Source organism: Microbacterium sp. PA5 (assembly GCF_049860775.1).
Classification (GTDB): Bacteria; Actinomycetota; Actinomycetes; order Actinomycetales; family Microbacteriaceae; genus Microbacterium.
The window spans coordinates 315,015-336,156 of sequence record NZ_CP187567.1 but is presented as its reverse complement, the minus strand read 5'-3'; the positions used below and the strand labels follow the sequence as shown (position 1 = coordinate 336,156).

At 65.0% G+C, this 21,142-nt stretch carries 24 protein-coding genes and 1 pseudogene; 13 read left to right on the top strand and 12 right to left on the bottom strand.

The genetic code is table 11. The features are described 5' to 3' along the window. Positions 1–24 precede the first annotated feature (24 nt). Positions 25–435, top strand: coding sequence for a MarR family transcriptional regulator (locus ACPWUT_RS01550; RefSeq protein WP_425839933.1), 411 nt, complete (start codon positions 25–27; stop codon positions 433–435). A 464-nt stretch (positions 436–899) separates the two neighbouring features. Here ACPWUT_RS01550 and ACPWUT_RS01545 read toward each other — a convergent pair whose 3' ends face one another. The 5 genes from ACPWUT_RS01545 to ACPWUT_RS01525 form a co-directional block, all read right to left on the bottom strand. Then, a complete protein-coding gene (locus ACPWUT_RS01545) occupies positions 900–1,997 on the bottom strand; it encodes a tyrosine-type recombinase/integrase (RefSeq protein WP_425839930.1) in 1,098 nt (365 codons plus the stop codon). A gap of 1,947 nt (positions 1,998–3,944) precedes the next feature. Then, positions 3,945–4,949 carry an endonuclease NucS domain-containing protein gene (locus ACPWUT_RS01540; protein WP_425839927.1) on the bottom strand — a complete coding sequence of 335 codons (1,005 nt, stop codon included), beginning with the start codon at positions 4,947–4,949 and terminating at the stop codon, positions 3,945–3,947. Between the two features lie 113 nt (positions 4,950–5,062). Continuing rightward, on the bottom strand, positions 5,063–5,710 hold the full coding sequence (locus ACPWUT_RS01535) for a hypothetical protein (RefSeq protein WP_425839924.1): 648 nt from the start codon (positions 5,708–5,710) through the stop codon (positions 5,063–5,065). 217 nt (positions 5,711–5,927) lie between these two features. Further along, positions 5,928–6,119, bottom strand: a complete 192-nt coding sequence (locus tag ACPWUT_RS01530) for an antitoxin VbhA family protein (RefSeq protein ID WP_425839921.1) — start codon at positions 6,117–6,119, stop codon at positions 5,928–5,930. Positions 6,120–7,058: 939 nt separating this feature from the next. Beyond that, on the bottom strand, positions 7,059–7,331 hold the full coding sequence (locus ACPWUT_RS01525) for a hypothetical protein (RefSeq protein ID WP_425839918.1): 273 nt from the start codon (positions 7,329–7,331) through the stop codon (positions 7,059–7,061). 428 nt (positions 7,332–7,759) lie between these two features. Here ACPWUT_RS01525 and ACPWUT_RS01520 point away from each other — a divergent pair, with 428 nt between their 5' ends. The 6 genes and pseudogenes from ACPWUT_RS01520 (at position 7,760) to ACPWUT_RS01495 (ending at position 10,296) form a co-directional block, all read left to right on the top strand. Further along, the gene (locus ACPWUT_RS01520) at positions 7,760–7,897 is read left to right on the top strand and encodes a hypothetical protein (protein ID WP_425839915.1); all 138 of its coding nucleotides are present in this window, start codon (positions 7,760–7,762) and stop codon (positions 7,895–7,897) included. Beyond that, on the top strand, positions 7,894–8,136 hold the full coding sequence (locus tag ACPWUT_RS01515) for a hypothetical protein (protein ID WP_425839912.1): 243 nt from the start codon (positions 7,894–7,896) through the stop codon (positions 8,134–8,136). The genes ACPWUT_RS01520 and ACPWUT_RS01515 overlap by 4 nt, the downstream gene beginning before the upstream one ends. Positions 8,137–8,194: 58 nt before the next feature. Then, positions 8,195–8,575 carry a hypothetical protein gene (locus ACPWUT_RS01510; protein ID WP_425839910.1) on the top strand — a complete coding sequence of 127 codons (381 nt, stop codon included), beginning with the start codon at positions 8,195–8,197 and terminating at the stop codon, positions 8,573–8,575. Beyond that, complete coding sequence (locus tag ACPWUT_RS01505) at positions 8,572–9,330, top strand: hypothetical protein (protein WP_425839907.1); 759 nt, start codon at positions 8,572–8,574, stop codon at positions 9,328–9,330. The genes ACPWUT_RS01510 and ACPWUT_RS01505 overlap by 4 nt, the downstream gene beginning before the upstream one ends. A gap of 87 nt (positions 9,331–9,417) precedes the next feature. After that, positions 9,418–9,519: pseudogene (locus tag ACPWUT_RS01500) on the top strand (DUF2510 domain-containing protein); the annotation flags it as partial. Positions 9,520–9,648: 129 nt separating this feature from the next. Next, the gene (locus tag ACPWUT_RS01495) at positions 9,649–10,296 is read left to right on the top strand and encodes a DUF4333 domain-containing protein (protein WP_425842330.1); all 648 of its coding nucleotides are present in this window, start codon (positions 9,649–9,651) and stop codon (positions 10,294–10,296) included. Between the two features lie 74 nt (positions 10,297–10,370). Here the strand turns inward: ACPWUT_RS01495 and ACPWUT_RS01490 are convergent, their stop codons facing one another. Both ACPWUT_RS01490 and ACPWUT_RS01485 read right to left on the bottom strand, forming a co-directional pair. Then, positions 10,371–10,535, bottom strand: coding sequence for a PspC domain-containing protein (locus ACPWUT_RS01490; protein ID WP_425839904.1), 165 nt, complete (start codon positions 10,533–10,535; stop codon positions 10,371–10,373). Positions 10,536–10,777: 242 nt separating this feature from the next. After that, on the bottom strand, positions 10,778–11,116 hold the full coding sequence (locus ACPWUT_RS01485; RefSeq protein ID WP_425839902.1) for a hypothetical protein: 339 nt from the start codon (positions 11,114–11,116) through the stop codon (positions 10,778–10,780). A gap of 225 nt (positions 11,117–11,341) precedes the next feature. On the opposite strand from ACPWUT_RS01485, the gene ACPWUT_RS01480 reads away from it, so the two are divergent. Then, entirely contained in the window at positions 11,342–12,103 is a 762-nt protein-coding gene (locus tag ACPWUT_RS01480; protein WP_425839899.1) for a GmrSD restriction endonuclease domain-containing protein, read from the top strand. A gap of 58 nt (positions 12,104–12,161) precedes the next feature. Further along, positions 12,162–12,662, top strand: coding sequence for a hypothetical protein (locus ACPWUT_RS01475; RefSeq protein ID WP_425839896.1), 501 nt, complete (start codon positions 12,162–12,164; stop codon positions 12,660–12,662). 67 nt (positions 12,663–12,729) lie between these two features. Here ACPWUT_RS01475 and ACPWUT_RS01470 read toward each other — a convergent pair whose 3' ends face one another. Beyond that, entirely contained in the window at positions 12,730–13,206 is a 477-nt protein-coding gene (locus ACPWUT_RS01470; protein ID WP_425839893.1) for a hypothetical protein, read from the bottom strand. Between the two features lie 356 nt (positions 13,207–13,562). On the opposite strand from ACPWUT_RS01470, the gene ACPWUT_RS01465 reads away from it, so the two are divergent. Further along, on the top strand, positions 13,563–14,333 hold the full coding sequence (locus tag ACPWUT_RS01465; protein WP_425839890.1) for a hypothetical protein: 771 nt from the start codon (positions 13,563–13,565) through the stop codon (positions 14,331–14,333). Here the strand turns inward: ACPWUT_RS01465 and ACPWUT_RS01460 are convergent. Beyond that, complete coding sequence (locus ACPWUT_RS01460; RefSeq protein WP_425839887.1) at positions 14,321–15,118, bottom strand: hypothetical protein; 798 nt, start codon at positions 15,116–15,118, stop codon at positions 14,321–14,323. The two genes, ACPWUT_RS01465 and ACPWUT_RS01460, sit on opposite strands and share 13 nt — an antisense overlap. A gap of 287 nt (positions 15,119–15,405) precedes the next feature. Between ACPWUT_RS01460 and ACPWUT_RS01455 the strand changes: the two genes are divergently transcribed. Next, positions 15,406–15,885 (top strand): hypothetical protein, encoded by a 480-nt coding sequence (locus tag ACPWUT_RS01455; RefSeq protein WP_425839884.1) that lies wholly within the window; start codon positions 15,406–15,408, stop codon positions 15,883–15,885. Positions 15,886–15,975: 90 nt separating this feature from the next. Here the strand turns inward: ACPWUT_RS01455 and ACPWUT_RS01450 are convergent, their stop codons facing one another. Together ACPWUT_RS01450 and ACPWUT_RS01445 are read right to left on the bottom strand one after the other, a co-directional pair. Continuing rightward, entirely contained in the window at positions 15,976–16,302 is a 327-nt protein-coding gene (locus tag ACPWUT_RS01450; protein ID WP_425839881.1) for a hypothetical protein, read from the bottom strand. Between the two features lie 478 nt (positions 16,303–16,780). After that, on the bottom strand, positions 16,781–17,437 hold the full coding sequence (locus ACPWUT_RS01445; protein ID WP_425839878.1) for a hypothetical protein: 657 nt from the start codon (positions 17,435–17,437) through the stop codon (positions 16,781–16,783). 64 nt (positions 17,438–17,501) lie between these two features. On the opposite strand from ACPWUT_RS01445, the gene ACPWUT_RS01440 reads away from it, so the two are divergent. Together ACPWUT_RS01440 and ACPWUT_RS01435 are read left to right on the top strand one after the other, a co-directional pair. Next, positions 17,502–18,080 (top strand): DUF1643 domain-containing protein, encoded by a 579-nt coding sequence (locus tag ACPWUT_RS01440; RefSeq protein ID WP_425839875.1) that lies wholly within the window; start codon positions 17,502–17,504, stop codon positions 18,078–18,080. 162 nt (positions 18,081–18,242) lie between these two features. Then, complete coding sequence (locus tag ACPWUT_RS01435; protein WP_425839872.1) at positions 18,243–19,139, top strand: hypothetical protein; 897 nt, start codon at positions 18,243–18,245, stop codon at positions 19,137–19,139. Between the two features lie 832 nt (positions 19,140–19,971). Here the strand turns inward: ACPWUT_RS01435 and ACPWUT_RS01430 are convergent. Further along, on the bottom strand, positions 19,972–21,141 hold the full coding sequence (locus tag ACPWUT_RS01430; protein WP_425839869.1) for a hypothetical protein: 1,170 nt from the start codon (positions 21,139–21,141) through the stop codon (positions 19,972–19,974). Position 21,142: the final 1 nt, after the last annotated feature.

Below are 21,142 nucleotides of genomic sequence, written 5' to 3'. Positions count from 1 at the left end.
GCCATCGCCGTTACGGTGGCAGGCATGATCTCCGCGTCCACCGATACGGATGTGCTGCGACTGCGCGTGCAGGGCCTCGCCCGGGCCCGCCTTGCCGACATCGGGCTGACGAACTGCGCGCTCTCCGTCCTCCTGCGCCTCGAGGCGGGCGACTCCTCCCCCAGCGAGCTGGCGGCTCAGGAGCGCGTCGCGCCGCCGTCGCTCAACCGCACCCTCAACGTCCTCGCGAGTGCAGGGCTGATCGAGCGCCGCCGGGACGACGACGACGGCCGCCGCGTGCGCGTCGCGCTCACCCCCGCCGGGGCGGAGCGGATTCACGAATCTCGACGGCGGGACGACCACTGGCTCACAGAACGGCTGGGAGGCGCCCCCGGAGCCGATCGCGCTGCGCTCCTCGCAGCCATCGCCGTGCTGGAGCGCGTCGCGGCGGGGTAGTCGGCCATGCGACGGCACACGCCCGCGCGCCGCACACGGCCACAAAGCGAAAACCCCTGCCTCAGCAGGGGTTCTCGTGGCGGTGACGGTGGGATTTGAACCCATTTGCACGCCAATGCGGGGGAAGACGGTGGAGGAGAATCCTTGACTTTCCGCCAGTTCCCGCCACCATCTTCACGTTTGTTCACGCGTTCAATCAGGTCGACCTGCACCACGGTGCACCACGTGTCCACTCAATCGTCTGCGCGGGACATCGCAAGCACAAACGACCTCAGCAGTCGCCGGGTTCGCCGGGCCGCGGCCTCGACGAGTGAAGTAAAGCGCGGCGATCGTCGAGCCGACGGCACGCTGTAACGAACGCACTGCTCCCGCAGTGACCGCTAGAGCTCCCGCAGACAACAGAAGCAACAAATAAGGAATCAACAGAATCAATCGGGGCACTGCGTGTAGGCGTCTGCTGCGTCTCAGCGTTCGACGTGCGTGGCGCGTTGTCTCCCGAGCGCTGCCGTCACATTATCCAGGTCGTCCGGAAACAGCGCCGCGTAAGTATCGAGCGTGACCTTCGCCGACTTGTGCCCCAGCATCCGCTGAATCACTTTGACGTTCGCGCCGGCGCTGATCGCCAGTGACGCGGCCGTGTGGCGAAGGTCATGCGGCGTGACTCGGCGGAACGACTGGTCGTCCGCCATCGCCCGCTTGACGGCGCTGGCAAACCAGCCATCTCGGCTGTTGCCGGGACGCAAGTAGCCACCATCGTCACCGCACCACAGCCTGTCGTCGGGCCTCTTTCGCGCGCACGCCAGCGCGACAGCGGAGTCGAGGAAGTCCGGGTAAGCGACCACACGACGCTCGTGCGACTTCACACTGCCGAGGACATGCTTGCCGTTGACCTCCGTCACGCTCTCGCGGATGACGATGCGACGCCGATCCAGGTCCACGTTGCGCACGCGGAGAGCGATTACCTCGCCCCACCTCAGGCCCGTGTAGGCGAGGAAGCAGATCAGGTCCGCGTACCGCGACGCACGGGCCAGAGCGTCAACCTGGGCGTGACTCAGAAACACTTCGTCGGGGAGGGGTTTCTTCTTGATGGTGTGCCCGCGCGCCGGGTTCTTCAAGACACGGTTGTCTTCGATCGCATCGTCGAAGATGCCGGCTAGAAGATCGCGAGCTCTCGCCACGGTCGTGTGCGATCGCCGCTTCCCCAATTCGAGCAGCCATGCCTCCACCTCGCGCTTCGTGATCGCGCCGACCGCGTAGTGCCCCCACCGGGGCTTGACATGAACCCGCCAGGCGCTGTCGACGGAGTGATGCGAGCTGGCGGTTGTCTTCAGCTCGTGTCGGGCGAGCCAATCCTCGCCGAGCTCTGCGATCGTCGCGCTGGCATCCGCGCGGTCGATGTAACCGCCCTTGAGCTTCGCTACCTCGACATCTGCCAGGCGCGCCTCGGCATCGCGCTTGCGCTTGAAACCCCGTTCGTGGCCGCGACTGCCGTCGGGCTTCCGGTACCAGACCTCGTACTGCCGCCCCTTGGTCTTGGTCGTGTATGCGGTCACGGTGCCCATCAGCGCACCTCTTCAGCCGTGGAGCGGTGCTCCTGCGCCAGCAGCCACTCGTCGATCGCTGCCGGCCGGTAGAGGACGCTCTTGCCCACTCGGATGAACTTCGGTCCGCGGCCGGTGATGCGCCACTCGCTGAGGTTCCGCTCTGTTGTACCAAGTCGTTCGGCGAGGACTCTGGGGGAAACGAGTGAGTCAAGCAGTGGGGTGCCAGACTCCAACGATGCTGACATCTGGGACGGACGTGTGGCGGTAGCGACGGACATGGAGGTCTCCTCGATTGAGGAGTGCTTCCGGCGGGTCTACTGCCCATCGTTGTGCCCGTTACGCCCGACAAGGGGCGTGGCGTGGGAGCGTCTCCACGCCGAGCTAGCCGTCTTCGCGACAACACTCACGTTCTTCAGTTGGTTCCACCACGCTACGCACAAGCACCGACACTTCTTGCAGGTTCCGCCCGCCCTCGGAAGTTTCTCACGACGCGTGGGCGGACCTGCGGCACCGCCGCGCCCTTCCTCCACGTCCGCGAAGGACGTGGTCAGCCGCCGCCTGACGCATCGGAGCAACGCGCAGATGAGGCAACGGTGGGAGCACCCGAGGACGCCCCAGTGGGGCGTCAGAGGGCAAGGAGCGACAGCTCCGAAGTCAGGGCCCGAACCGCCTCAGCGGTGAGGGTGAGGAAGACCGGAGACCGAGCGCAGCGACAGTCTCAAGGGCTTCCGAAGAGGTGTCGGCTATGCCGACCGCCGGGCAAGTTTCGACCGAGCGCAGCGAGTGGAGAAACGTAGCCCGGCGTCACCTCCCCTTATGCTCTTTCTCTCTCTCCCTCGCATCCGAAGCTTCAGCGCCGGATCGAGGTCATATTCTGCTGCCGCATCAGCGGTTTCTGTTGTCGACAGACCATCTGTCGACAGACCATTTCGGAGCCTGCGGAGGAGTGGGCTGTCGACAGTGACAACAGAAATCGTTGGAAAGTCGGGGCTGTTGCCGTCTCGGCTGTCGACAGAACTTAGACGCCCCCGGCGTCTAGTCGACAGCCTTGAGCGAAGCGATGCAGAGGGCGCTTGCGGCCTCTGTCGACAGCCCCGACGCGGCCGTGGGCACACGGTCGCTTTCGCCTCAGCTGCAGCGCAGGTCGGAGCATCGCTTCGACCTCTGGGATACGCGCTCACACCTCATCGGATGGGCGCGGTGGCTCACAGAGACGCCGTGACCAGACGGTCCCGCGACAGCCGCTGCAAGCGGCGCTGAGGGGTACTTCTTTCACCCGATCGGTCGCGACTGTGGAGCGACCAGGACACCACCGTGACAGCTGCGGAGATCGACCTCCGTGTCGCATCGAAGCGCAGTCTCGGTGACGCTTCAGAACCAAGCGCGCGCGAAGCACTCTCCTGTCATGCGCCAAGCTGCAGAGCCTCGTCCCGCCTCCGTCCCGGTGGCGCTGTCCCTTCGCTGCTCGTCCCACTCCACCCCAGTCACCGCTCGGCCTGTCACCTCATTGACTTCGGAACTGCCTGAAGCGTTCGCCCCCTTGACGTGCAGTTCGGAAGTCGTAGGCAGCCGCTCTCGTACCATCGGATCCGGGATCTCGAGTGAGGTCGCTAGATCGAACTCGAGCGCCAGCGCGACCATGCCGCCGGGGCGGAGCACCGGGGACGGCTTTGACCCAGTCATGGCTCCGTCGGCTGCAGGCGGCACCGAGACCTCGAAGCCTATCTCCATTCAGCGCACCCACGTACTCATCGGGGAGAACCTCGCCTGCCGACGGCGGCCACCCAAGGACGCCATCACGATCACAGGTCCGAACGACGCGCATCCGCTGCGCCTGTCTTGCATCCAAGCCTTCGGCAGCGTCGAGTCGTAGTCGATGACCGCGCGCCCGGTACCCAAAAAGAAGAAACCCCCGGTCGCAGCTGCTGCTGCGCCGAGGGCGTGTCCGTGGATGGAGTTCCTACGTCACTTCGCGGCCATCCTTCGATATCCGACCGCGTTGACTTTGCGGAGCGGGCTCTCCCATTCCACGAGCTTCGCGAGTGGTTCGTCCGCGGCCATCAAGGGATCGGCCGCCTTCATACTTAGTTGACGCTTCTCCCAGCCCCCCACCGCCGCCACGGCTTCAGCAAGCGCCTTATGCGCATCCTCCCTCTGGTACCGCTGGACACCCAACGCGGCTTCCTCCCGAATCCACCGCCTGTAGAGGGCCCACAGCAGCGAGGATGGCACGAACGACCAGATGAACCGCGGGAGGTAGAGAACGGCGAAGCAGTACGTGTCCGCGTGGACCCAATCTGGCTTGTCCATTTCCTGGAGCGGGAGCGGGGCGGGGCGGCGTAGCGCATCGATCGCACTACGCAGCTCCGCCGTGCGCAGATGAAGCTCTGTGAGCATCGTGGAAGTGGCGCTACCAATGGCATCGGATACCAAAGCGCCGTCCGCGAGGCCGTCGTTGGGCGTAGACGGCGAGCGGGTTATCCACTCGCTCGTGGATATGTACGCGGCGCCCTGAGTGTCGTACTCGGTGAGCTGTATCAGCCGGAAGGTCAGCCGGTGCTGCCGAAAGTACTCGACAGCCGTCGCAGCTTTCGGGGCAAACGAGCCGGCGACTATGGTGAGGATTTGACGTTCGTTGATCCGTGCGGGCAGCTTGTGTCCGAAGCGCTTCCAGAATGCGACGGCGAGCTGGCGACCCGAGTACGCCATGTAGAACGCAATGATGTCGTCCAACGTGAGGTTCGCAACCCAACTCGCGTATGTCACCACCTGGGCTACCGCGCCCTCCACCGCACACTCGCGCTTCACCTCGATGACGTGAAGGTTGCCCGCCTCGTCCATCGCCAAGAGGTCGATGACGCCAGATCCGGTTCGCAATTGACGCCCGATGATCAAGAGCTTCTCGCGAAGTATGTCGGGATGAGATTCCAGCCAGCCTTCGATCTCCCGCTCAAGACGTGGCGGCTTCACTGGCACTGCATGAAGTCCCGTCTTGGTGACACGCAAAATTGACGGTTCGGTGTGGCGGCTGGATGGGATCGGGATTGGTTGGTCATGCGGCTCGGGGTCTTCGGGAATTGGAGTCATCCGCGGTACTCCCGTCTAACGAGCCTGCGAATGCGGGCAACGTCCCCTCCGTTACGGAGCCATTCGACAGCGGTCTGACGACCCTCCGTGTTCAGGTCTTCATGCGGCAAGGTCATGATTCCTTGGACGCTTAGCCAGTCCCGGTCCTTCGGGATGCTGCGGACGATGTCGGTGAGTCCGCGTAACCGGTGGTCAGGCTCCCTGATGTCGAACTGCCATTGTGGGAAGCGGAGTCGACCATTGATCTCGAACGCGTGGAGGGTGCGATCCGCCACCGCTTGGCGCGCTTCATCCTCGGTGATGTCGAGCACGCCGGCCGCCTCGTCGAGGGTGAGAGTGTCAGAGACGAACTTCAGAAACGACCGCAGCTCCATAACCTTCAGCGCGCCCCGCTCGACTTCCGCGACCGCTGCTTCAAACCGCTCCTCGGTCATAGAGCCCGACTCGATCAGCCAGTCCTTCAAGTGCGGGGGCGTAGCGTCCCGTTCGACCGGGTCGAGCGCTTCGATGAACTCAGTGATCGATTCCATGACGTACGCGGTATCACCGCCTAGTCGCTCGATGGCTCTCCCGAGTCGCGCGAGCGCGTTGGGATCGAGCGCCTGTTGCCCTTCCGCGCGCCCCATGAGTGTCTCTGTCGTCATAGTTTTCCCTTCGACGACACTCAGGCTACGCACGATCCAACGAGCTAAAAAATCCAGGTCAGAGTAATTTTTCGCAAAGAGCTCATTTATCGGCCGACTTCGCCGATTAGAGCATGACCAGGATCGGTCACTTCGATGGGGACGGGGAGCCCGCGACCCGGAAAGTACGTCACTCCATCGGAGTCGATGCTTCCCAGCGAGGCGCGACGCGGGAGTCCTAGTCAGCAGCCGCGATGCGACGGGTCCGTTCGATCCACTCGTCGATCGTCACGCGACCGTCAACCCACTCGCGGATCTCGTCGGCGAATCCCGGCGGCGGGTTGAGTCCGTCCAACGCCCAGCTCGCCATCGTGTCGACAGCAAGCCGCTCTCGCTCCTCGCGGTCGGAAGCAGAGTCCCTAGGCGTCACAGAGATCACGGTAGGCCAGAACACGCAACCGCGCTCGAGCGCGCCGGCGGGCCATTTACACCCGCGGTCAGACGGTGTTCTTTCTGCAGCTGGCCAAGAGTGCCGGCTGGGACCTCGACGTCGCGCGTCTCGCACCGCAGCACCCCGGGTCGGTCTACGACGACTTCGTCGAGGCTCGCTTCGCCCACCAGGGTGAGCGCTCAGCAGATGGGGCCAACGCCGCTGAGGCTTCGCGTGAGCTCGCCGATGTCCTCCGGGGTGTCCTGAGCCCTGACCCCTCCCCTGAGGGGCGCCGGCGGCGTGCTGGTGTCGAGCACGCGGAGTCTGTCATCGACAGGCATCGCCGCTTCCCTGAGTTGCGTGACACCAGGCTCGATCGGCTGGCCTCCGATGAGGTGTCACGCCACGCCTCCACCGGTCTCGAGCGATAGATGCATCGGGCGTACCGGTTTTCTCGGTACGCCCGAAGTACCTCGCGGGTGCAGCAAACCGCCAGGTCAAAGGGCATTTTGCGGTGCATCTTCGGAGCTCGGCCAGAGGTGCGTACCGCTTCGCGTACCGGCGATAGTTCAGCGGATTTGCCGCCTGACCTTGGCAAAGGGGTGTGCGTACCGTTTGTACCGCCGGACGTCGACAACCTCTACACATGCACGTGTGCGCATGCGTGCGTGTGCGGAGTGCGCAGGAAAACGGTACAAACGGTACATTCTTGAATCTCTCTATAGAGAAACAACCATTTACCAGGCAAAAGCCCTGCACCGAGCGGGCTGAAGGCGTACCGTTTCGTGAAATCAAAAACGGTACGCACCTCCCCCTCATGCGCCTCTTTTCCTGAGCTGACCGGGCAAAACCTGCGTACCGGCGATTTCGCGCAGAAACGGTACATCAGCCCTGACCCGTCCAATTCCGAGCGGTGAACACGCACATCGACCGCCTTATTCACCTCCACCGCGGCTCACCCCAGTCAGCTTTCGCTGCTCCCCCTGGTCCGAGCGTCCGCAGATACCTCCCGTGCACCTGGTCGAGCGCGACTCGAAGCGTCGTCGCCCACCCGATCACCTGGCCGTACAGCTCCACCTTGTAGCGCACCCCCTGCTCCGTGCGCCGGATCTCGACGCGGCCATACGGCTCGCTGTCGTACTGGGCAGTGAGCGTCCAGACCCCCGGCTCTGGTTCCTCTGCACTGAGGAACGGATGCCATTCCGCGACCATCCCCGAGCACCTCCCCGCTGTGATCGACGTCGCCACGCTACGCCGCATCCCGGACGATCCGTAGTTTGCGCCGGCACTGCCGCTGAGCATTCATCCCGCCCCCACCTGAGCACTCAAGGAGCTGCACCATGATCACCCTCACCGCGCCCACTGTCGTGACTCCCGCCTGCCCCGCGTGCGGGACGTGGCGCTGCGCCCAGTGCGGGCACACCCGCAGCTACGCGAGCCGGTATGCCCGAGAGTCGCACGCCTGCTCCAGGTGCGGAAGCACCGTCGGCCAGATGCTCCCGACATCGCACCACCCGCGCCGCGCGAGCGACCACGCAGAGAGCGTCCGGGAGCTGATCCGTGATGGCGTGGAGCCTCGCCACCCGCTGCGCTCATAGACCAGGGCGTTCGGACCTGGGGCGCTCTTGTATCGTGTGCCCATGACCGACCGCTATCCGCTGCGCGACAAGCAGATCTACGGCTCCGACGTCGACGACGACGACATGGACGCGATCCTCGAAGCGGCAGACAAGATCACCCACTTCGCCCACGACGATTCCGATCAGGGAGCCTCATGACCGTTCGCACCTCGACTGCGGTGATCGTGAAGGCGACGACGCACTCCCACGACGGCGAAACAGCGACGACCTACTACGGCCCGTTCCTGCCTCACGTCGGCAGCGCGACGACGTCCTTCATCGCGAAGCTCGAGCACGAGCTCGAGGAGTCCGGTCGCTACCGGGACTGGGACACCTCGATCGAGACGGTGTTCATCGCCGGGGACGAGTCGGACTGCGAAGTGCGGGCTACGCGTTAGGCCCATACTCGGTGTAATTCGGGTGGCTTTTCAGGTACCCGAGCGGTACCCTTGATTCATGGAGACGCTCACCCCCACTGCAGCACACGGCCGCACGATGCGCATGGACATTCATGACATCGTTCGTGAGCTCAACGGCGCTCTCGGGCCGACTCTCGTGGCGACGCTCGCCGGCTCCAAGGATCGCAAGCTTCCCATTCGCTGGGCCAAGGAAGACGGGCCGGAGCCGCGCGCGGACGCCTCCCGTCGACTGACGTTCGCCCATCGTCAGTGGACCCTGCTTGCCGCCGCGGACGGCGAGCATGTCGCGCGGCAGTGGTTCATCGGTGGCAACCCTCAGCTTGAGGAGGACACTCCGCTGACAGCGATCCGCGAGGACCGGCACACGGCTGTTGCCGCTGCCGTCAAGTCGTTCGTCGACGGGCATCACGGCGCGTGACCGGCGCTGCCCGCACCTGCAGTGCGACTGGCCTGCGGCTCATCGATTCGGGCGCCGTCGTGGGATTCCACGTGGGCAAGCGCGAGTACCCGGCGCTGTCGGCGGCACCGCGGGAGGAGAGCGAGCCGCGCGACCAGTGGAATCGTTACGACGTCCCCGGTGCGACTTTCTACATCGCTGAGACGACAGAGTGCGCATACGCCGAGGTGCTCTCGCCGTTCAAGCGCGCGAACGGCGCAGCGGACACCCTCGCCAAGGACGCCGCGTTCCACGGGGTGACCGTGGCGGAGTTCGTCGAGGACATCGCTCGTGAGTGGTCGGAGCTGGACTTCATGGGGCTTGGCGCGATTCCCGCCGGATGGCGCTTCGACCGCGGGATGATCCGGATCCACATGCCGGCCGCTGGGAGCCTCGTGGACATCGAGCACCCTGACTCGATCTCGGCGATCGAGGGCATGATGGGTGCCGAGCTGGCGTCACTCGGCGTGGCCCACCTCACCACGGGCGTGCTCCGGGGCGAGAAGCGAACGGTCACGACGGCCATTGCGGCGGCGGTCAAAGCCCTCACCCTCGAGGACGGCAATCAGCCGCTGGGCATCCATTTCGGCAGCAAGCACGGGGCCGCCTGGTGCAGAGCCATCTGGCTGGATCACCCGCTCGCGGGAGACCTGATCGCCCTGTCCCCCGAGCAGATCCTCGTCACCGACGACGACCTCCGCAAAGCCGCGGATCGCTTCCGCATTCGCGTCTTCTAAGTCCTCCCGCGCAACTCGCGTCCCGTCTGCGCACCACCCCTATGATGAGCGTGTTCTCATCTGAGGCGGCAGAGACGGGGAGGTCCCATGTCCGCAGACGGATCACCGGCGGTGCAACCGGGTTGGTACCCGACCCCCGACGGCAGCCAGCGATTCTGGGACGGCGAGCAATGGACGAACCTGCCCGCGCCGCCCTCGTCGACGAGCACTGACCGCGCCGCCGCAGCTGCTCCCACCAGTGCAGCTGACGAGTCGCCTGCCCCCATGACCCGCGCCGCGATGCGCGCAGCTCGTGCTGAGGTTGAACGGGCGACGACCGTGAGCCCTGCGCCTGAGCCGGAGCCTGTCGCGGCACGCCCCGCGGCTCAGCCGCAGCCGCCGTACGCGCCGCCGGCAGCCAGTTACGCGACGCCGCCCGCCCACGCATACGGCCCCGCCTACGTTCCGGCGTACTCGCCGGCACCCCTCACCTCGAAGAACGGGCCTGCCAAGGCGTCGCTCATCCTGATCCTCATCCAGGTGCTGGGGCTCGGGGTGATCCCCGTGCTGCTGTCGGGCCTGGACCCGATGGTCATGACCCTCGTCAGCCTCGTGAACGTCGCCATGGTGATCGCCGCCTTCGTGCTGGCGATCGTCGCGCTGCGGATCGCGATCCGGCGCCCGACGAAGAAGCGCGAGTCGATCTTCGCGCTCGTCGTCTCCTCGCTCATGCTGGTCTTCCTCGCCGTCCGCCTCGTGATCGCCTTCAACACGTTCACGATCGACGACGCGCTCGTCGAGAACGCGATCGCAGAGTGGGCCGCTCAGGAGACGGGCGAATCGTTCGACGTCACCTGCCCGCCAGTGCCGAACGTCGCTGCGGGCGACACGTTCACCTGCAGCGCGACCGGGAACGCCGGCACGCAGTGGCAGGTCGAGGTGACGGTAGGCGCCGACGGCACGGCCACCTGGATGGTCGTCGCGTAACCCATCCTTCGCGGCCGTCTCTGTGCCCGAACCTGTGGCTCGAGCGCGCTCTGCTGCGCACCTATGAGAAGGTCTCAGTCGTCCGCGGGGACCGCGATCCAGAGGACGATGTACACGGGTAAAGCGACCGAGGCGATGAGCACGGCCGCCACGCGCACTGCGAGCGGCGGCAGCCCCAGCTGCCGCGCCAGGCCCCCGCAGACTCCGGCGATGTACTTGTCCTTGGATGTTCGCCGCATGCCGTCCTCCGGGGTCGGTCCTCACTACGTGGGTTCAGCGTGGCAACGCGCCGCGCCGATGTCAACGAACGGGAGTCTGGTCGGCACGGGAGGGCGCTACAGCACCACCCTTCGCTGCGCGTAGCGGTCATGCCGTGCGCACCTAGACCCGCCGCGCCTCCGCTGTCGTAGGTCTGGGCGAGAATGTCTCGATCGTCCGGCCCGAGGACGCACTGACTTGTCGACGCCGCGAACACGCGACGTCATTCACCGAACTCTCGCGCGCCGCCGCGCGGGCGCTCTCCATCCCCCCCAAGGAGCATCACCATGTCATCGTTGACCCCGCCGCCTGCGGCCCCCGCAGCGACCGCCGACAAGACCAAACGCAACAAGACGCTGCGGTGGATCGCGCTCGTGTTCGTCCTGCTGGCTGCGACCCTCATCCTCTCGCCGATCGTCTGCACCCTCGCGGTGGGCGTCGCGATCACCGCGGGGATCTCGCTCGGCAAGAAGACCCCGACGTTCCTGCGCTTCAAGAGCCCTGCCACGGCCACCCGCGCACTGATCATCTCGGTGGTCGTCGCGATGCTGTCGGCAGGCATGGCGAACCTCATCCTTCCGCGTGAGGACAGGCCGTCGCGGAAGCACCGGTCGCCTTCGCGCCCACCGCAGAAGCCAGCGCCGACGACCCGGCTGCGACCGACGACGAGCCCGCCGTCGACGAAGAGACACCCGCCGCTACGACGCCCACGCCTGAGCCGACCGAGACCGTCACGCCCGAGACCGCCGAGGCGGGTACCGCGCTGGCAGCTCTGGCCACCCTCGAGGTGAAGGGTCGCGCGCCGAAGACCGGCTACGACCGCGACCAGTTCGGGCAGCGGTGGAAGGACATCGACCGCAACGGCTGCGGCCAGCGTGACGACGTCCTGGAGCGTGACCTCGTCGACGTGCACAAGGACGGACGCTGCAAGGTGACCGCCGGCATCCTCAACGACCCGTTCACCGGCGAGCTGATCCTGTTCCAGCGGGGCGAGGAGACTTCCACGCTGGTCCAGATCGACCACGTCGTGGCGCTGTCGGACGCCTGGCAGAAGGGTGCTCAGCAGCTCACCGCGCACCAGCGTGAGACGTTCGGGAACGACCCGCTGAACCTGCTCGCCGTGGACGGTGCCGCCAACGCGCAGAAGGGCGACGGCGACGCGGCCACCTGGCTCCCCAAGAACAAGGACTTCCGCTGCGCGTACGTGGCCCGTCAGGTGTCGGTGAAGATCGCCTACTCGCTGTGGGTCGCGAAGGCCGAGTACGAAGCCATCGCGCGCATCCTCACCGCATGCCCCGACGAGCCGGTCCTCGAGTCCGAGTACGCTGCGGCCGCCATGGCCATCGAGGAAGAGCCCGAGCCGACTCCCGAGCCCAAGCCGGCCAAGAAGCCGAAGCCGAAGCCGACGAAGGAGGCCGAGCAGGAGTACGTGTACTACCAGAACTGCGCTGCCGCTAAGGCCGCGGGCGCCGCGCCCGTCCGTCGAGGCGACCCCGGCTACGGCAGCCACCTGGACCGTGACGGAGACGGTGTCGGCTGCGAAAGCTGACACTCCGACACTGACCCCTACCGCTCATCCCTTCACCCCCCAAGAGAAGGACCCCTCTATGACCACGCCCAACAAGCCCTGGTACAAGCGCATCCCCTGGTGGGGATGGGCCGCGGCCGTCGTCGTCCTGCTGATCATCGGCGGCATCCAGAACCTCGTGAACCCGGCGCCCGCAGAGACACCGGCTGCCGAGACGCCGGCGGCCGTCGCACCTGAGGAGCCCGCCGCACCCGCAGATGAACCCGACTCGGACCTCCCGGTCGGAGAGGTCATCGCCAAGCACGTCGCGAAGTCGCTCGGCTACCGGACGCTCGACGCTGCGTGCGAGGACCAGGTCCGCTGGGCGTGCAACGTCTACGACATCGAAGCGCTGTCCGAGACGGAGCTGCGCGTGGTCGTCACCGAGCCCCACGAAGAGGTCATGCCGCTCGGCATCGCGTCGGGCTTCTACAACTTCGTGACCGGCCCGCTCGACGACGGCACCGCCTCGCCGCTCCCGGATCTCAAGAAGGTCATCGTCGCAGACACCTCCGGTGCGGAGCTCGCAGTCAAGGACTGATGCAGCCGCCGGCATGACAGAGGGCCCCTCGCGATCAGCGGGAGGCCCTCTTCGTGCTGTGGGCGCTCTACTGCTTGCTCATCTCGACCGTCATCGTGACGCCCATCGCGGTGAGCTCGTAGCTGAGCACGCCGTCTTTGAAGGTGAACGTCTTCGTCGGGTCGCTGGATGCCAAGAGCGCGTTCTCGGTCTTGCTGGTGTCGTTGGCGGAGTCCCACGTGTACTCCGCGACGTCCTCGGTGGGCGCGTCGTACGTCCCCACCCAGTAGATCGCCGTGCTCGATTCCGCGTCGTTGACCCAGTTGACCTCGATCACATCGCCGCTGATCGTGGCGGCCTGGTAGCTGTCCTCGGAGTTCGAGTTCGTCTGCTTCCACTCGCCGGTCAGATCCAGCGGCTCGGCCGGCGCGACTTCTTCTTCGGTGGTGCCCGGGGCCGTGTTCTGCGATCCGGGATTGGTGCCTTCGGTCGTCGCGCCGGCGCTGCAGCCGGCGAGCAGGAAGACGGACAGGATGAGCGCTGCAGGTGCTGTGTATCGGTGCATGCCGCCAGCCTAGGGACAACCCTTCGGCGTTCCGTGCGCGGAGCGAGCCTGTGGTTGCGCGGCGCGGATTCCGCTTGCGTTCTTCGACCGGGCGTGTGCCCATGGCAGACCGCTACCCGCCGGGTGAAAAGTAGATCTACGTCTTCGAGGTCGACGTCGACGTCGACATCGACGCCACCCTCGAGGCGGACAATTTCACTCATAGCGACGACCCTGAGCCTCGACGCCCCTGACCGGCGGGGCACGAGCGCTTCCCCACGAACCGCCGCACTGCCGCTGCCTCAGGGGTGAAGTGGATGTCCCCCGCCATGATGGGCTGAGCGAGTGACGCTGCGTGCTGGGCGGGAGGATGCGAGATGCCGGTTCACTTCGGAGAGGTCGTCACCGCCGGAAAGTACGGGCTGCATCTCACGCGTGATCAGTACGCGGCACCCAACCCGAGATCGTCGATCTACGCGCGGCCAGAGCACTTCACGGCAGAGCAGTGGGATCAGCGAGCACGCCATTTCATCGACGCCGACCAGCGTTTCTACACAGACGAGGTCGTCCAAATGCTTCGGGAAAACGCGCTCCTCAACTTCGACCTCAACATGGCCTTCTTCTCGCAGATTGACGAGCTGCGCTTCCTCATCGACCTCGAGGAGGCCGTCACTGCCGCGCGCCTAGAACCGGTCCACGACCTTCGCAAATGGGACGGTGTAGAGGGCGTGTACGTGATGGTCTTCGACAAGTACAAGCAGGCCTACGTCGGGCAGTCATGGAACATCCGCAAACGGGTGCGTTCCCATTGGAGCGGAACCAAGCAATTCGACCGTCTGGTGTTCGGCCCTGTGCACTCGTCGGTCCTCTCGGTCGACTCCTTCCGCGCCCTCGACAACACGAGGATCTTCGCTGTTCGCAGTCGTCGCGCCGACCTCGTCGAATCGCGGTTCGTTGACAGGCTCAACCCGGACTACCTCCTCAACCGTGTCGGCGGCGGGCGCCCCGACGAAACCCGACTGCGGTTCATGGGGCTGGAGGGCAAGCGCCGCCAGCTCCTTGCCTCAGAGACACCCACCGAGCCCGACGCGCTCCCCACCGGCGGAGACTCCGCCACGGTTGCGCCAGCAGTAGATCAGTCGAAGTAGCCGCTGACGCCCACCGCGAAGGTCGAGCACTTCATGTCGTAGAGGCTGACGGTGAAGGTGCCGGTGGCGTCGACCGCGATCGTGTCCTGCTCGGTGAACCCGGTGGTGTGGCCGACGAGGGTGTCGCCGTCGAAGCAGTAGACGCTCACAGAGTACGGGCCGGTGGTCGACTCACCGGTCTTGTTGTCGGCGCCGCCGACGATGCTGTCGTTGACGAGGGTCGCCTCGGTGACGGTCATCGGGGCAGTGTTGTACGGCGTCGGGTCGGCGGGAGAAGTGCTCGCCTCGAACTCGAACTCGGTACCCTCCTCGATCGCGGACGCCTCCTCGAAGTAGATGTAGGCCAGACCGACCTCACCGGGCTGGACGATGGAAGGCGCGGTGCCCTGGCTGCTGCCGGTGGCGACGATGGAGCCATCCGCGCGGGCGGTGGCGCTCCAGTCGACATGCGCGATCGCCTCTGCCGTGTTGTTCCGGAACGCGAACGGCAGGGTTCCGCCAAAGCCGGTGTCGTCGATCGTGCCGACCTGCACGACGGAAACCTCACCCGGCTCGCCCGCCTCGAAGGTCGGGGTGGCGGTGCCGCCGAGAAGTCCGCCGGCATTGAACGGAAGCGCCTCAACGGGCGCCGCTGCCTCGCTGGTCTCCACGGGGGGCGCTGCGTCGGTGGCCTGCGCGGATGGCTTGGTCTCTTCTGGGGTCTGGCTGGTGGCAGCGGTGCAGGAGGTGAGCAGCAGGACCGCTGCGGCCGCTGCGACAGTCGCAAAGCTAGATGGCGTCTTCATGAGATCAATCTAATGAACCAGCTCGGCCACGACGCTCGCCATTTTTGTGTTCTAGCCCGCCGCCGACACGACGGAGATTCTCGCGATCAGCGGGACCCCTCTGTCGTGTGTGGGTGCTCTACTGCTGGCTTATCGCAACGGTCGTCGTGACGCCCACGGACGCGAGCTCGAAACGGAGCGCCCTCCAGTCTCGGAAGGTTTCAGAAATGTTTGGGAACCGCTTGCGAACCAGATCCGGTGGGGTTACTGTAAGTTTCACAAGCACTTCCCGAACAAAGGAAATCGAAATGGCCACCACGCCTGAACTCGTAAATGTCGCCGTCCCCGTCATGGATCTCGACGCCGTCTATGCGCTGCTCGCCGACCGAGCCCGCGCCCGGAACAGCGGCTCGGTCCTCACTAAGGACGTGAGCGAGCGTGTTGAAGTGAAGAACGACGCCTGGACCGACGAGCAACTCGGCAAGCTCGCCGCCAGCAACTTCCTCACGATCCAGCACCTCGCGAAGATCCTGGACGTCCTCGCCACGGACCCGCGCGGTCAGCAGCGCTACAACCGCGCCGAGCTCGCCGAGATCACCGGCATCGTCGCCGGCTCCGTCACGGCGATCTTCCCGAAGCTGTCGCCCCACTTCCGCAAGCACTACGGCACCGACACCTGGCCCTTCCTCGGTGAAGATGGTGCCTCCTTCACACCGGCGCGTCCCGGCACCTGGTACTGGATGACCCCCGAGGTCGCCGAGCGCTGGAAGACGGTCCGCGGACTCTGAGCGGCATGCGTTCGACCCGCATCCTGAGCGAGTAGCCCTGTCACTGATCGAGTGACGGGGCTTTCTCGTGTGTGCTGCCGCGTTGCCCGCTCAAGGCATCTTCGACGCGTTCTCAGGGCACAGGTGCTTCACGACGAGCTTGTAACCCTTCTCGATGCTGTCCCAGTCCTCGGACGGCGAATCCTGCTTCATCTCCTCCATGAACGCGGCCACGCCGTCGGCGCTCATCTCATCGAACTCACGGCAGGCGATGTAGCCCAGCTCCACCCAGGATTGCTCGTCGAACACCTCGTCGAAGGTCGCGAACTCGCCGAGCTCCACGATGAAGGCCTCCTCAGGGTCCTCGGGCAGAGGTGCCGCACAGCCCGACAGTGCGAGTGCGGCGGCAAGGGCGATGACTGCGGCGAAGATCCTCATGCCTGCGAATCTACCGACGCCCACCGGCATGCCTGAGCAGCGTCACCATCAGGTCGAGCCGTCGCCAGGTGCCGCTTCATGCTCAGGCTCATCTCACTTCAAGGGTCTTGTTTCTCACCCGCGATAGTCACAGTTATCAGAACTATTCGGCGGGAGCCCCGGTTGTCCGCACGGTGATGTGATGGCGCATCCTGTCGCGTAAGCCGCCCCTCGATCGAGCCCCAGACCGGACGGGGTAAACGGTCAGCGAGCGTGATACGTGTGACCGCGGCGACGATTGCAACCTGCCCCACTCCGGTAGGCGCCAAGTCACGCACTCCGTCGAAGCGCGGCTCGCTGGAGGACCGGCATCCGTGCGGTGCCGTCGGCCGGCGCGCGCTCGATGATGCTCGCGACTCGATTCGTCATGAATCCTGCGGTCCGTAACCGATGAGGACCTGGTTTCCTCCACCAGGTCTGTACCCGCACGGCGATAGCTTCAGCGACCAGAATTGACGAACTCGAACCAATCCCTTGCATAGTCATCAAGCTCCTGTGCGAGTTCGTCGAGAAGTCCCGCCACCAACCGTTCGAGTTCGTCGTGTGTGATCACGCCGAACAACTTGCCGTCGCCGGTCAGGCCGATGGCGAGCGACTGATTCGGCAGAGCTCCGATGCCGCGAGTGCGAGCAGCAGCGGTACGCGCGGTTGCTGTCCAAGACTCTTCATCGAGCTCGGCCTCGTCGAGATGCTCAATCGCGTTCCGTAGACGCTTCAAGTTCTCGAGCGGCTCCGGAACTCGTCGGCGCCGGGCGATGTAGAGCTTGCGCACCCAGGCCTCGAGATTGGCTGCACTCAAGATCAGAAGGCAGTCAGTACTCCAGACCTGACGTAGGGACTCTTGAACCCCGTCCCACGTGATCCCGTCGCCATCCATGCGCTCGTACATCGAGTCGAGACTCGCATGCCGTCGTCGTCGCTCCTTGGACAGCCTCAGCAGCTCGAAAGTCGAGTCAGCCCAACTGCGGGCGAGCATCAGCGGAATGTCGTCGCCATCGGCATCGAAGGATTGAAGCTGCTGTGGCCCAGGCATGGATTCAGCGTAGCGATGAAGGCACGGCACAGGGCTGCGCACCCGGACCGGCTTGCGGTCCACGAAGGACAGCGTGCAAGCCGTCCTGAGTCCAGCGCACCTCTTGGATCCGCATAGAGTCAGCACCGTGACAACGTCGGCGAAGGACCACAACGCTCTCAGCCTCGCGAACGGCTGGTACTACGAGCACAACCCCGATGACTCGGCGCGGTTCGTATTGGGAACGGGCGGCGACAACCCCCTGATCTGCGTCGGTGTGAATCCCAGCAAAGCGACCCCGTACAAGCTCGATCCCACCGTCGAACGGGTGAAGCGCCGTGCGGCGAGGACTCAACACGACAGCTGGATCATGCTGAACCTGTATCCACAGCGATCGACGGACCCGACCGGTATGCACGAGGTGGAGATTCCAAGTCTGCGCACTCAGAACGAGCTGCACATCTCGAGGCTTCTGCGGAACATCACAGAGGAGCTGGGGAGCGTCTCTCTGGTCGCAGCATGGGGTGGCCTTATCACGACCCGGGACTATCTCCCAGGCATGCTCCGCGGCATCGCTGACGTCACTGACGACCTCGGGTGCGATTGGCTATCGATCGGCGCGCCCCTGAAGGGCGGAGGCCATCCGCGGCACCCATCGCGTGCGAGTTATGACATGGCGCTTCAGTCATTCGACATGCCGGCGTATCTGCGCAGGCTCAAGGTCTGACTCAGCTGCCGTCATCACCCGGGCCACCATGGGTCCACCTTGCATTGCCGTCCCTCCTCATCGAGTTCTCCCAACCGCGCTCTGCGGCGGGGTGCTGCGGCTGGCCGCAGTCTTGCCTGGAACCGCAGCAAGGCCGGCACTCATCTCCGCCATGATGGCCACATGACTACCAACGCCTTCTACTCCGACCGCGTGAATGGGGAGAGTCCGCGCGCTCTGCAGGACCTCACTCGTGAGACCGCAGATGGTCTGCTCGCACTGGTGACGTCGCGTCTGGACGGCAACTGGCTCGCCGCAGAATTCCCCGAGCGCTGCCCCGATCCCGACAAGAGTCACATCTTCGCAACGAACGTCGACGCGTTCGAAAGCCGCGCACAGGCACTCATTCCGAATCTTCAGACGCCGCTCTGGCGCAACCGTGGCGATATCTCCGACGACACAGTCTTCGACCTACTGGAATTGGTCGGACGTTTCGTGGCCTTTCCCATGGATGGCGCCAATCACGGCTTCTACGGCCACCATGCTCTGAGCTTCGACAGGCTCGCCGGGGCGAAGAAGTATCGCGATGATGTGAACGAGATTCTCGCGCGGGGCGGGGCCGCCTTCGAGATGCAGAGCAACCTGACGATCAGCCACCTCGGACCAGCGGAACTGCGCGAAGCGCTGTCAACTCTGAACCCTGACACAGGCGACGCGGAACTCGACAAGCTGATCGAAGATGGACGCCACTTGGTGGCGTCTCGGCGATCAACTGAAAGACTCGCCGGCATTCAATCGCTATGGGGCGCGCTGGAGAGACTCAAAACAGTCGAGATCCCTGGTAGGAATCAGAAGAAGGTCAGTGCCGAAGCGCTACTGGCCCACATCGAGTCGGTCCCACTACGTGAGGTGGTGCGCGCTGACATGATCGCCGTCACCGATCTCGGCAACACGTTCCGCGTCCGCCACCACGAGACTCACATAGCCGAGCTGCCCGAGGACGCGTACGACTACTTCGCCGGCCGAGTCGTGACCGTGCTGCACATTCTTCTCGACCAATCAGGTCGACTCGCGGATTAGCGCTCACCGTCAAGCAACTCGATCTCGCGCTCGCGAGGCGTTCCGGCGCATGGGCGACTCGCGTCGCCGGCAGACGACCGGCTTACGCGCGGCGAAAGCAACTCGTATCGGCAGCGGCGTCAACACCGACACCGAGGCAGTCGACTTCCGGGACGACTAAACTCACTTCAGTGGTGATGGTTGGGGATGTTGGCGCGATCGGCGCCACCTCGCGGCCACCAGTCGGAGTGCCGACCCACGAACTGGCCCTGCACGACGCGCTCGATCGTCAGTTCTCGCGCATGTTCAAGCCGGGCCCCGGGCGCAGCGTGTTCCTTCTCAGTGAGCCCGAGTTGGGATTTGGCAGACCTGACGCCGTCCTGGTTACGCTTTCGGTCGCATCACTCAACGCGTTCATTCGCAGTGGCTTGCGGCTGCCAAGTCTGAATGCGGCCAAGAGCCTTGCCGGCGCAGGAACCAGCCTCACAGACAAGCACGCGCGCGCCTTGGCGCGCCAACTTGAGCGTGCCGGGTGGTCAGGACGCGCCCTCAAAGAGGCTGGCGGACTGATAACAGATTCGCTCGCAGTGGAGGCGAAGCTAGCAGAGTGGAGGCGTGCCATTAGACAGGCCGCGGGCTACCGAATTGGCGCTGGGCGATCGGCCGTATTGCTCCCTGCGCGCGTCGGCGCGCTCGTCGAGGAGCGCAACCTCACGAGTCACGGCGTTGGGCTCATGGTGGAGGACCGTGGTCGGATCCAGTGGACGGTTCCTGCGCCACGGGTCGAGATTGGGGTGAGCCATCGAGCTTGGATGCTTGAGCTCCTCATTCGAGGACTTGAGGCTGGGACTGCTCACAGGGCGACCTGATCTGTGAAAAGCCGCAAGCCGTCTCGGAGCGCAACTACGCGGTTCCGATAGCTCGGATCGGGCAGCATGCCCGCGCTCGCGATCGAGTCCCAGAGTGCGACGGCGCTCTCGAGACTGCCCGCGACGGTGCCGACACGAGATGAGGGATCAGTCTGCGAGCTCAGCCAGGACGCACGGGCAGCCAACGCGTTCATGTGGTCAATCTGAGCATCAACGCGCCCAAGGGAGTCAAAGGGGGTTGTGCTGTATCGGGCGATCTCGTCCGCCGTAAAGATCGCGTCACGCAGACTGGAGGCGAAGAGCGGTGCGGTTTCGGTTTCGGCCCTTGGCAGCGACCACAGGCGAGCCAGGTTTGTGCGAACGGCGGGTGCGCGTCCTCCCGACGCAGGCGACATCCACTTCGAAGAGCTGAACTGGCGCAGCGTGTAGGACCAGCCAGTCGCCATTGCGGTTGCGCCAGCCGCCAAACCCAGGAGACCCTCGAAGTCCGAGTATCCCCACGTCACATCGAAGTCATTGAGCTCACTCAACGCGTGGATGAGCCGCAGCAGGTTCGCGAGCTTTGCCGGCGCCCATGGTGTGTTGGGATACGCGGTTGAGGGACGACTCACAAGCACGTAGAAGCCACGCACAGGTAACGCGGTTGCTACATCCAGCCAGCGCTCGATTGCCAGCCAATCTGAGAGCCCGGCCTCATCCACGGCGAGCGTCGCAATGGTGCGGTTCTGACCCCAAGACTGACTCGCGGTGCGCGCGAACTGCACTGAGAGCGGAGTCCAGAGGTCCGCGAACGAATCCTGAAGGGGCCCCGGAGCAATCCAGAGACCGTCCGAATTCACCGCGTCGTTTAGTCGGCCGATGCGGTCGATGTGCGCCGCGACGGACTGAGCATCCTGCGCCCAAGAGAGCCCGTCGAAGGCAAGCTCGTGAGCTTGGTGGTTTCTCCCTCGACCTGCGGGCTGAGTCGAGTAGAGGTATGTTTGCGGGTCGACGAGCACCTCAAGATCAGCCTGGCGGCAGTATCGAGCGGTATCACCGAGATTCGCGGGGTCTTCATCCCCAGGGCTGAGGACTACGCCGCCAAGATTTCCGTCGCCGTGTACAGCCGGAATCTTCTGCCCTTTGCCATACCCGTGCTGCACGTAGAACGTCACT

Coding starts and splice junctions, on each gene's coding strand:
- ACPWUT_RS01455 (WP_425839884.1), top strand. CDS start 15,406: ATGGCCACCACGCCTGAACTCGTAAATGTCGCCGTCCCCGTCATGGAT.
- ACPWUT_RS01550 (WP_425839933.1), top strand. CDS start 25: ATGATCTCCGCGTCCACCGATACGGATGTGCTGCGACTGCGCGTGCAG.
- ACPWUT_RS01535 (WP_425839924.1), bottom strand. CDS start 5,710: ATGACGACAGAGACACTCATGGGGCGCGCGGAAGGGCAACAGGCGCTC.
- ACPWUT_RS01470 (WP_425839893.1), bottom strand. CDS start 13,206: ATGCACCGATACACAGCACCTGCAGCGCTCATCCTGTCCGTCTTCCTG.
- ACPWUT_RS01450 (WP_425839881.1), bottom strand. CDS start 16,302: ATGAGGATCTTCGCCGCAGTCATCGCCCTTGCCGCCGCACTCGCACTG.
- ACPWUT_RS01515 (WP_425839912.1), top strand. CDS start 7,894: ATGACCGTTCGCACCTCGACTGCGGTGATCGTGAAGGCGACGACGCAC.
- ACPWUT_RS01525 (WP_425839918.1), bottom strand. CDS start 7,331: ATGGTCGCGGAATGGCATCCGTTCCTCAGTGCAGAGGAACCAGAGCCG.
- ACPWUT_RS01520 (WP_425839915.1), top strand. CDS start 7,760: ATGACCGACCGCTATCCGCTGCGCGACAAGCAGATCTACGGCTCCGAC.
- ACPWUT_RS01485 (WP_425839902.1), bottom strand. CDS start 11,116: ATGCCTGCCGACAGCATCGCGACGACCACCGAGATGATCAGTGCGCGG.
- ACPWUT_RS01460 (WP_425839887.1), bottom strand. CDS start 15,118: ATGAAGACGCCATCTAGCTTTGCGACTGTCGCAGCGGCCGCAGCGGTC.
- ACPWUT_RS01475 (WP_425839896.1), top strand. CDS start 12,162: ATGACCACGCCCAACAAGCCCTGGTACAAGCGCATCCCCTGGTGGGGA.
- ACPWUT_RS01465 (WP_425839890.1), top strand. CDS start 13,563: ATGCCGGTTCACTTCGGAGAGGTCGTCACCGCCGGAAAGTACGGGCTG.
- ACPWUT_RS01510 (WP_425839910.1), top strand. CDS start 8,195: ATGGAGACGCTCACCCCCACTGCAGCACACGGCCGCACGATGCGCATG.
- ACPWUT_RS01435 (WP_425839872.1), top strand. CDS start 18,243: ATGACTACCAACGCCTTCTACTCCGACCGCGTGAATGGGGAGAGTCCG.
- ACPWUT_RS01545 (WP_425839930.1), bottom strand. CDS start 1,997: ATGGGCACCGTGACCGCATACACGACCAAGACCAAGGGGCGGCAGTAC.
- ACPWUT_RS01490 (WP_425839904.1), bottom strand. CDS start 10,535: ATGCGGCGAACATCCAAGGACAAGTACATCGCCGGAGTCTGCGGGGGC.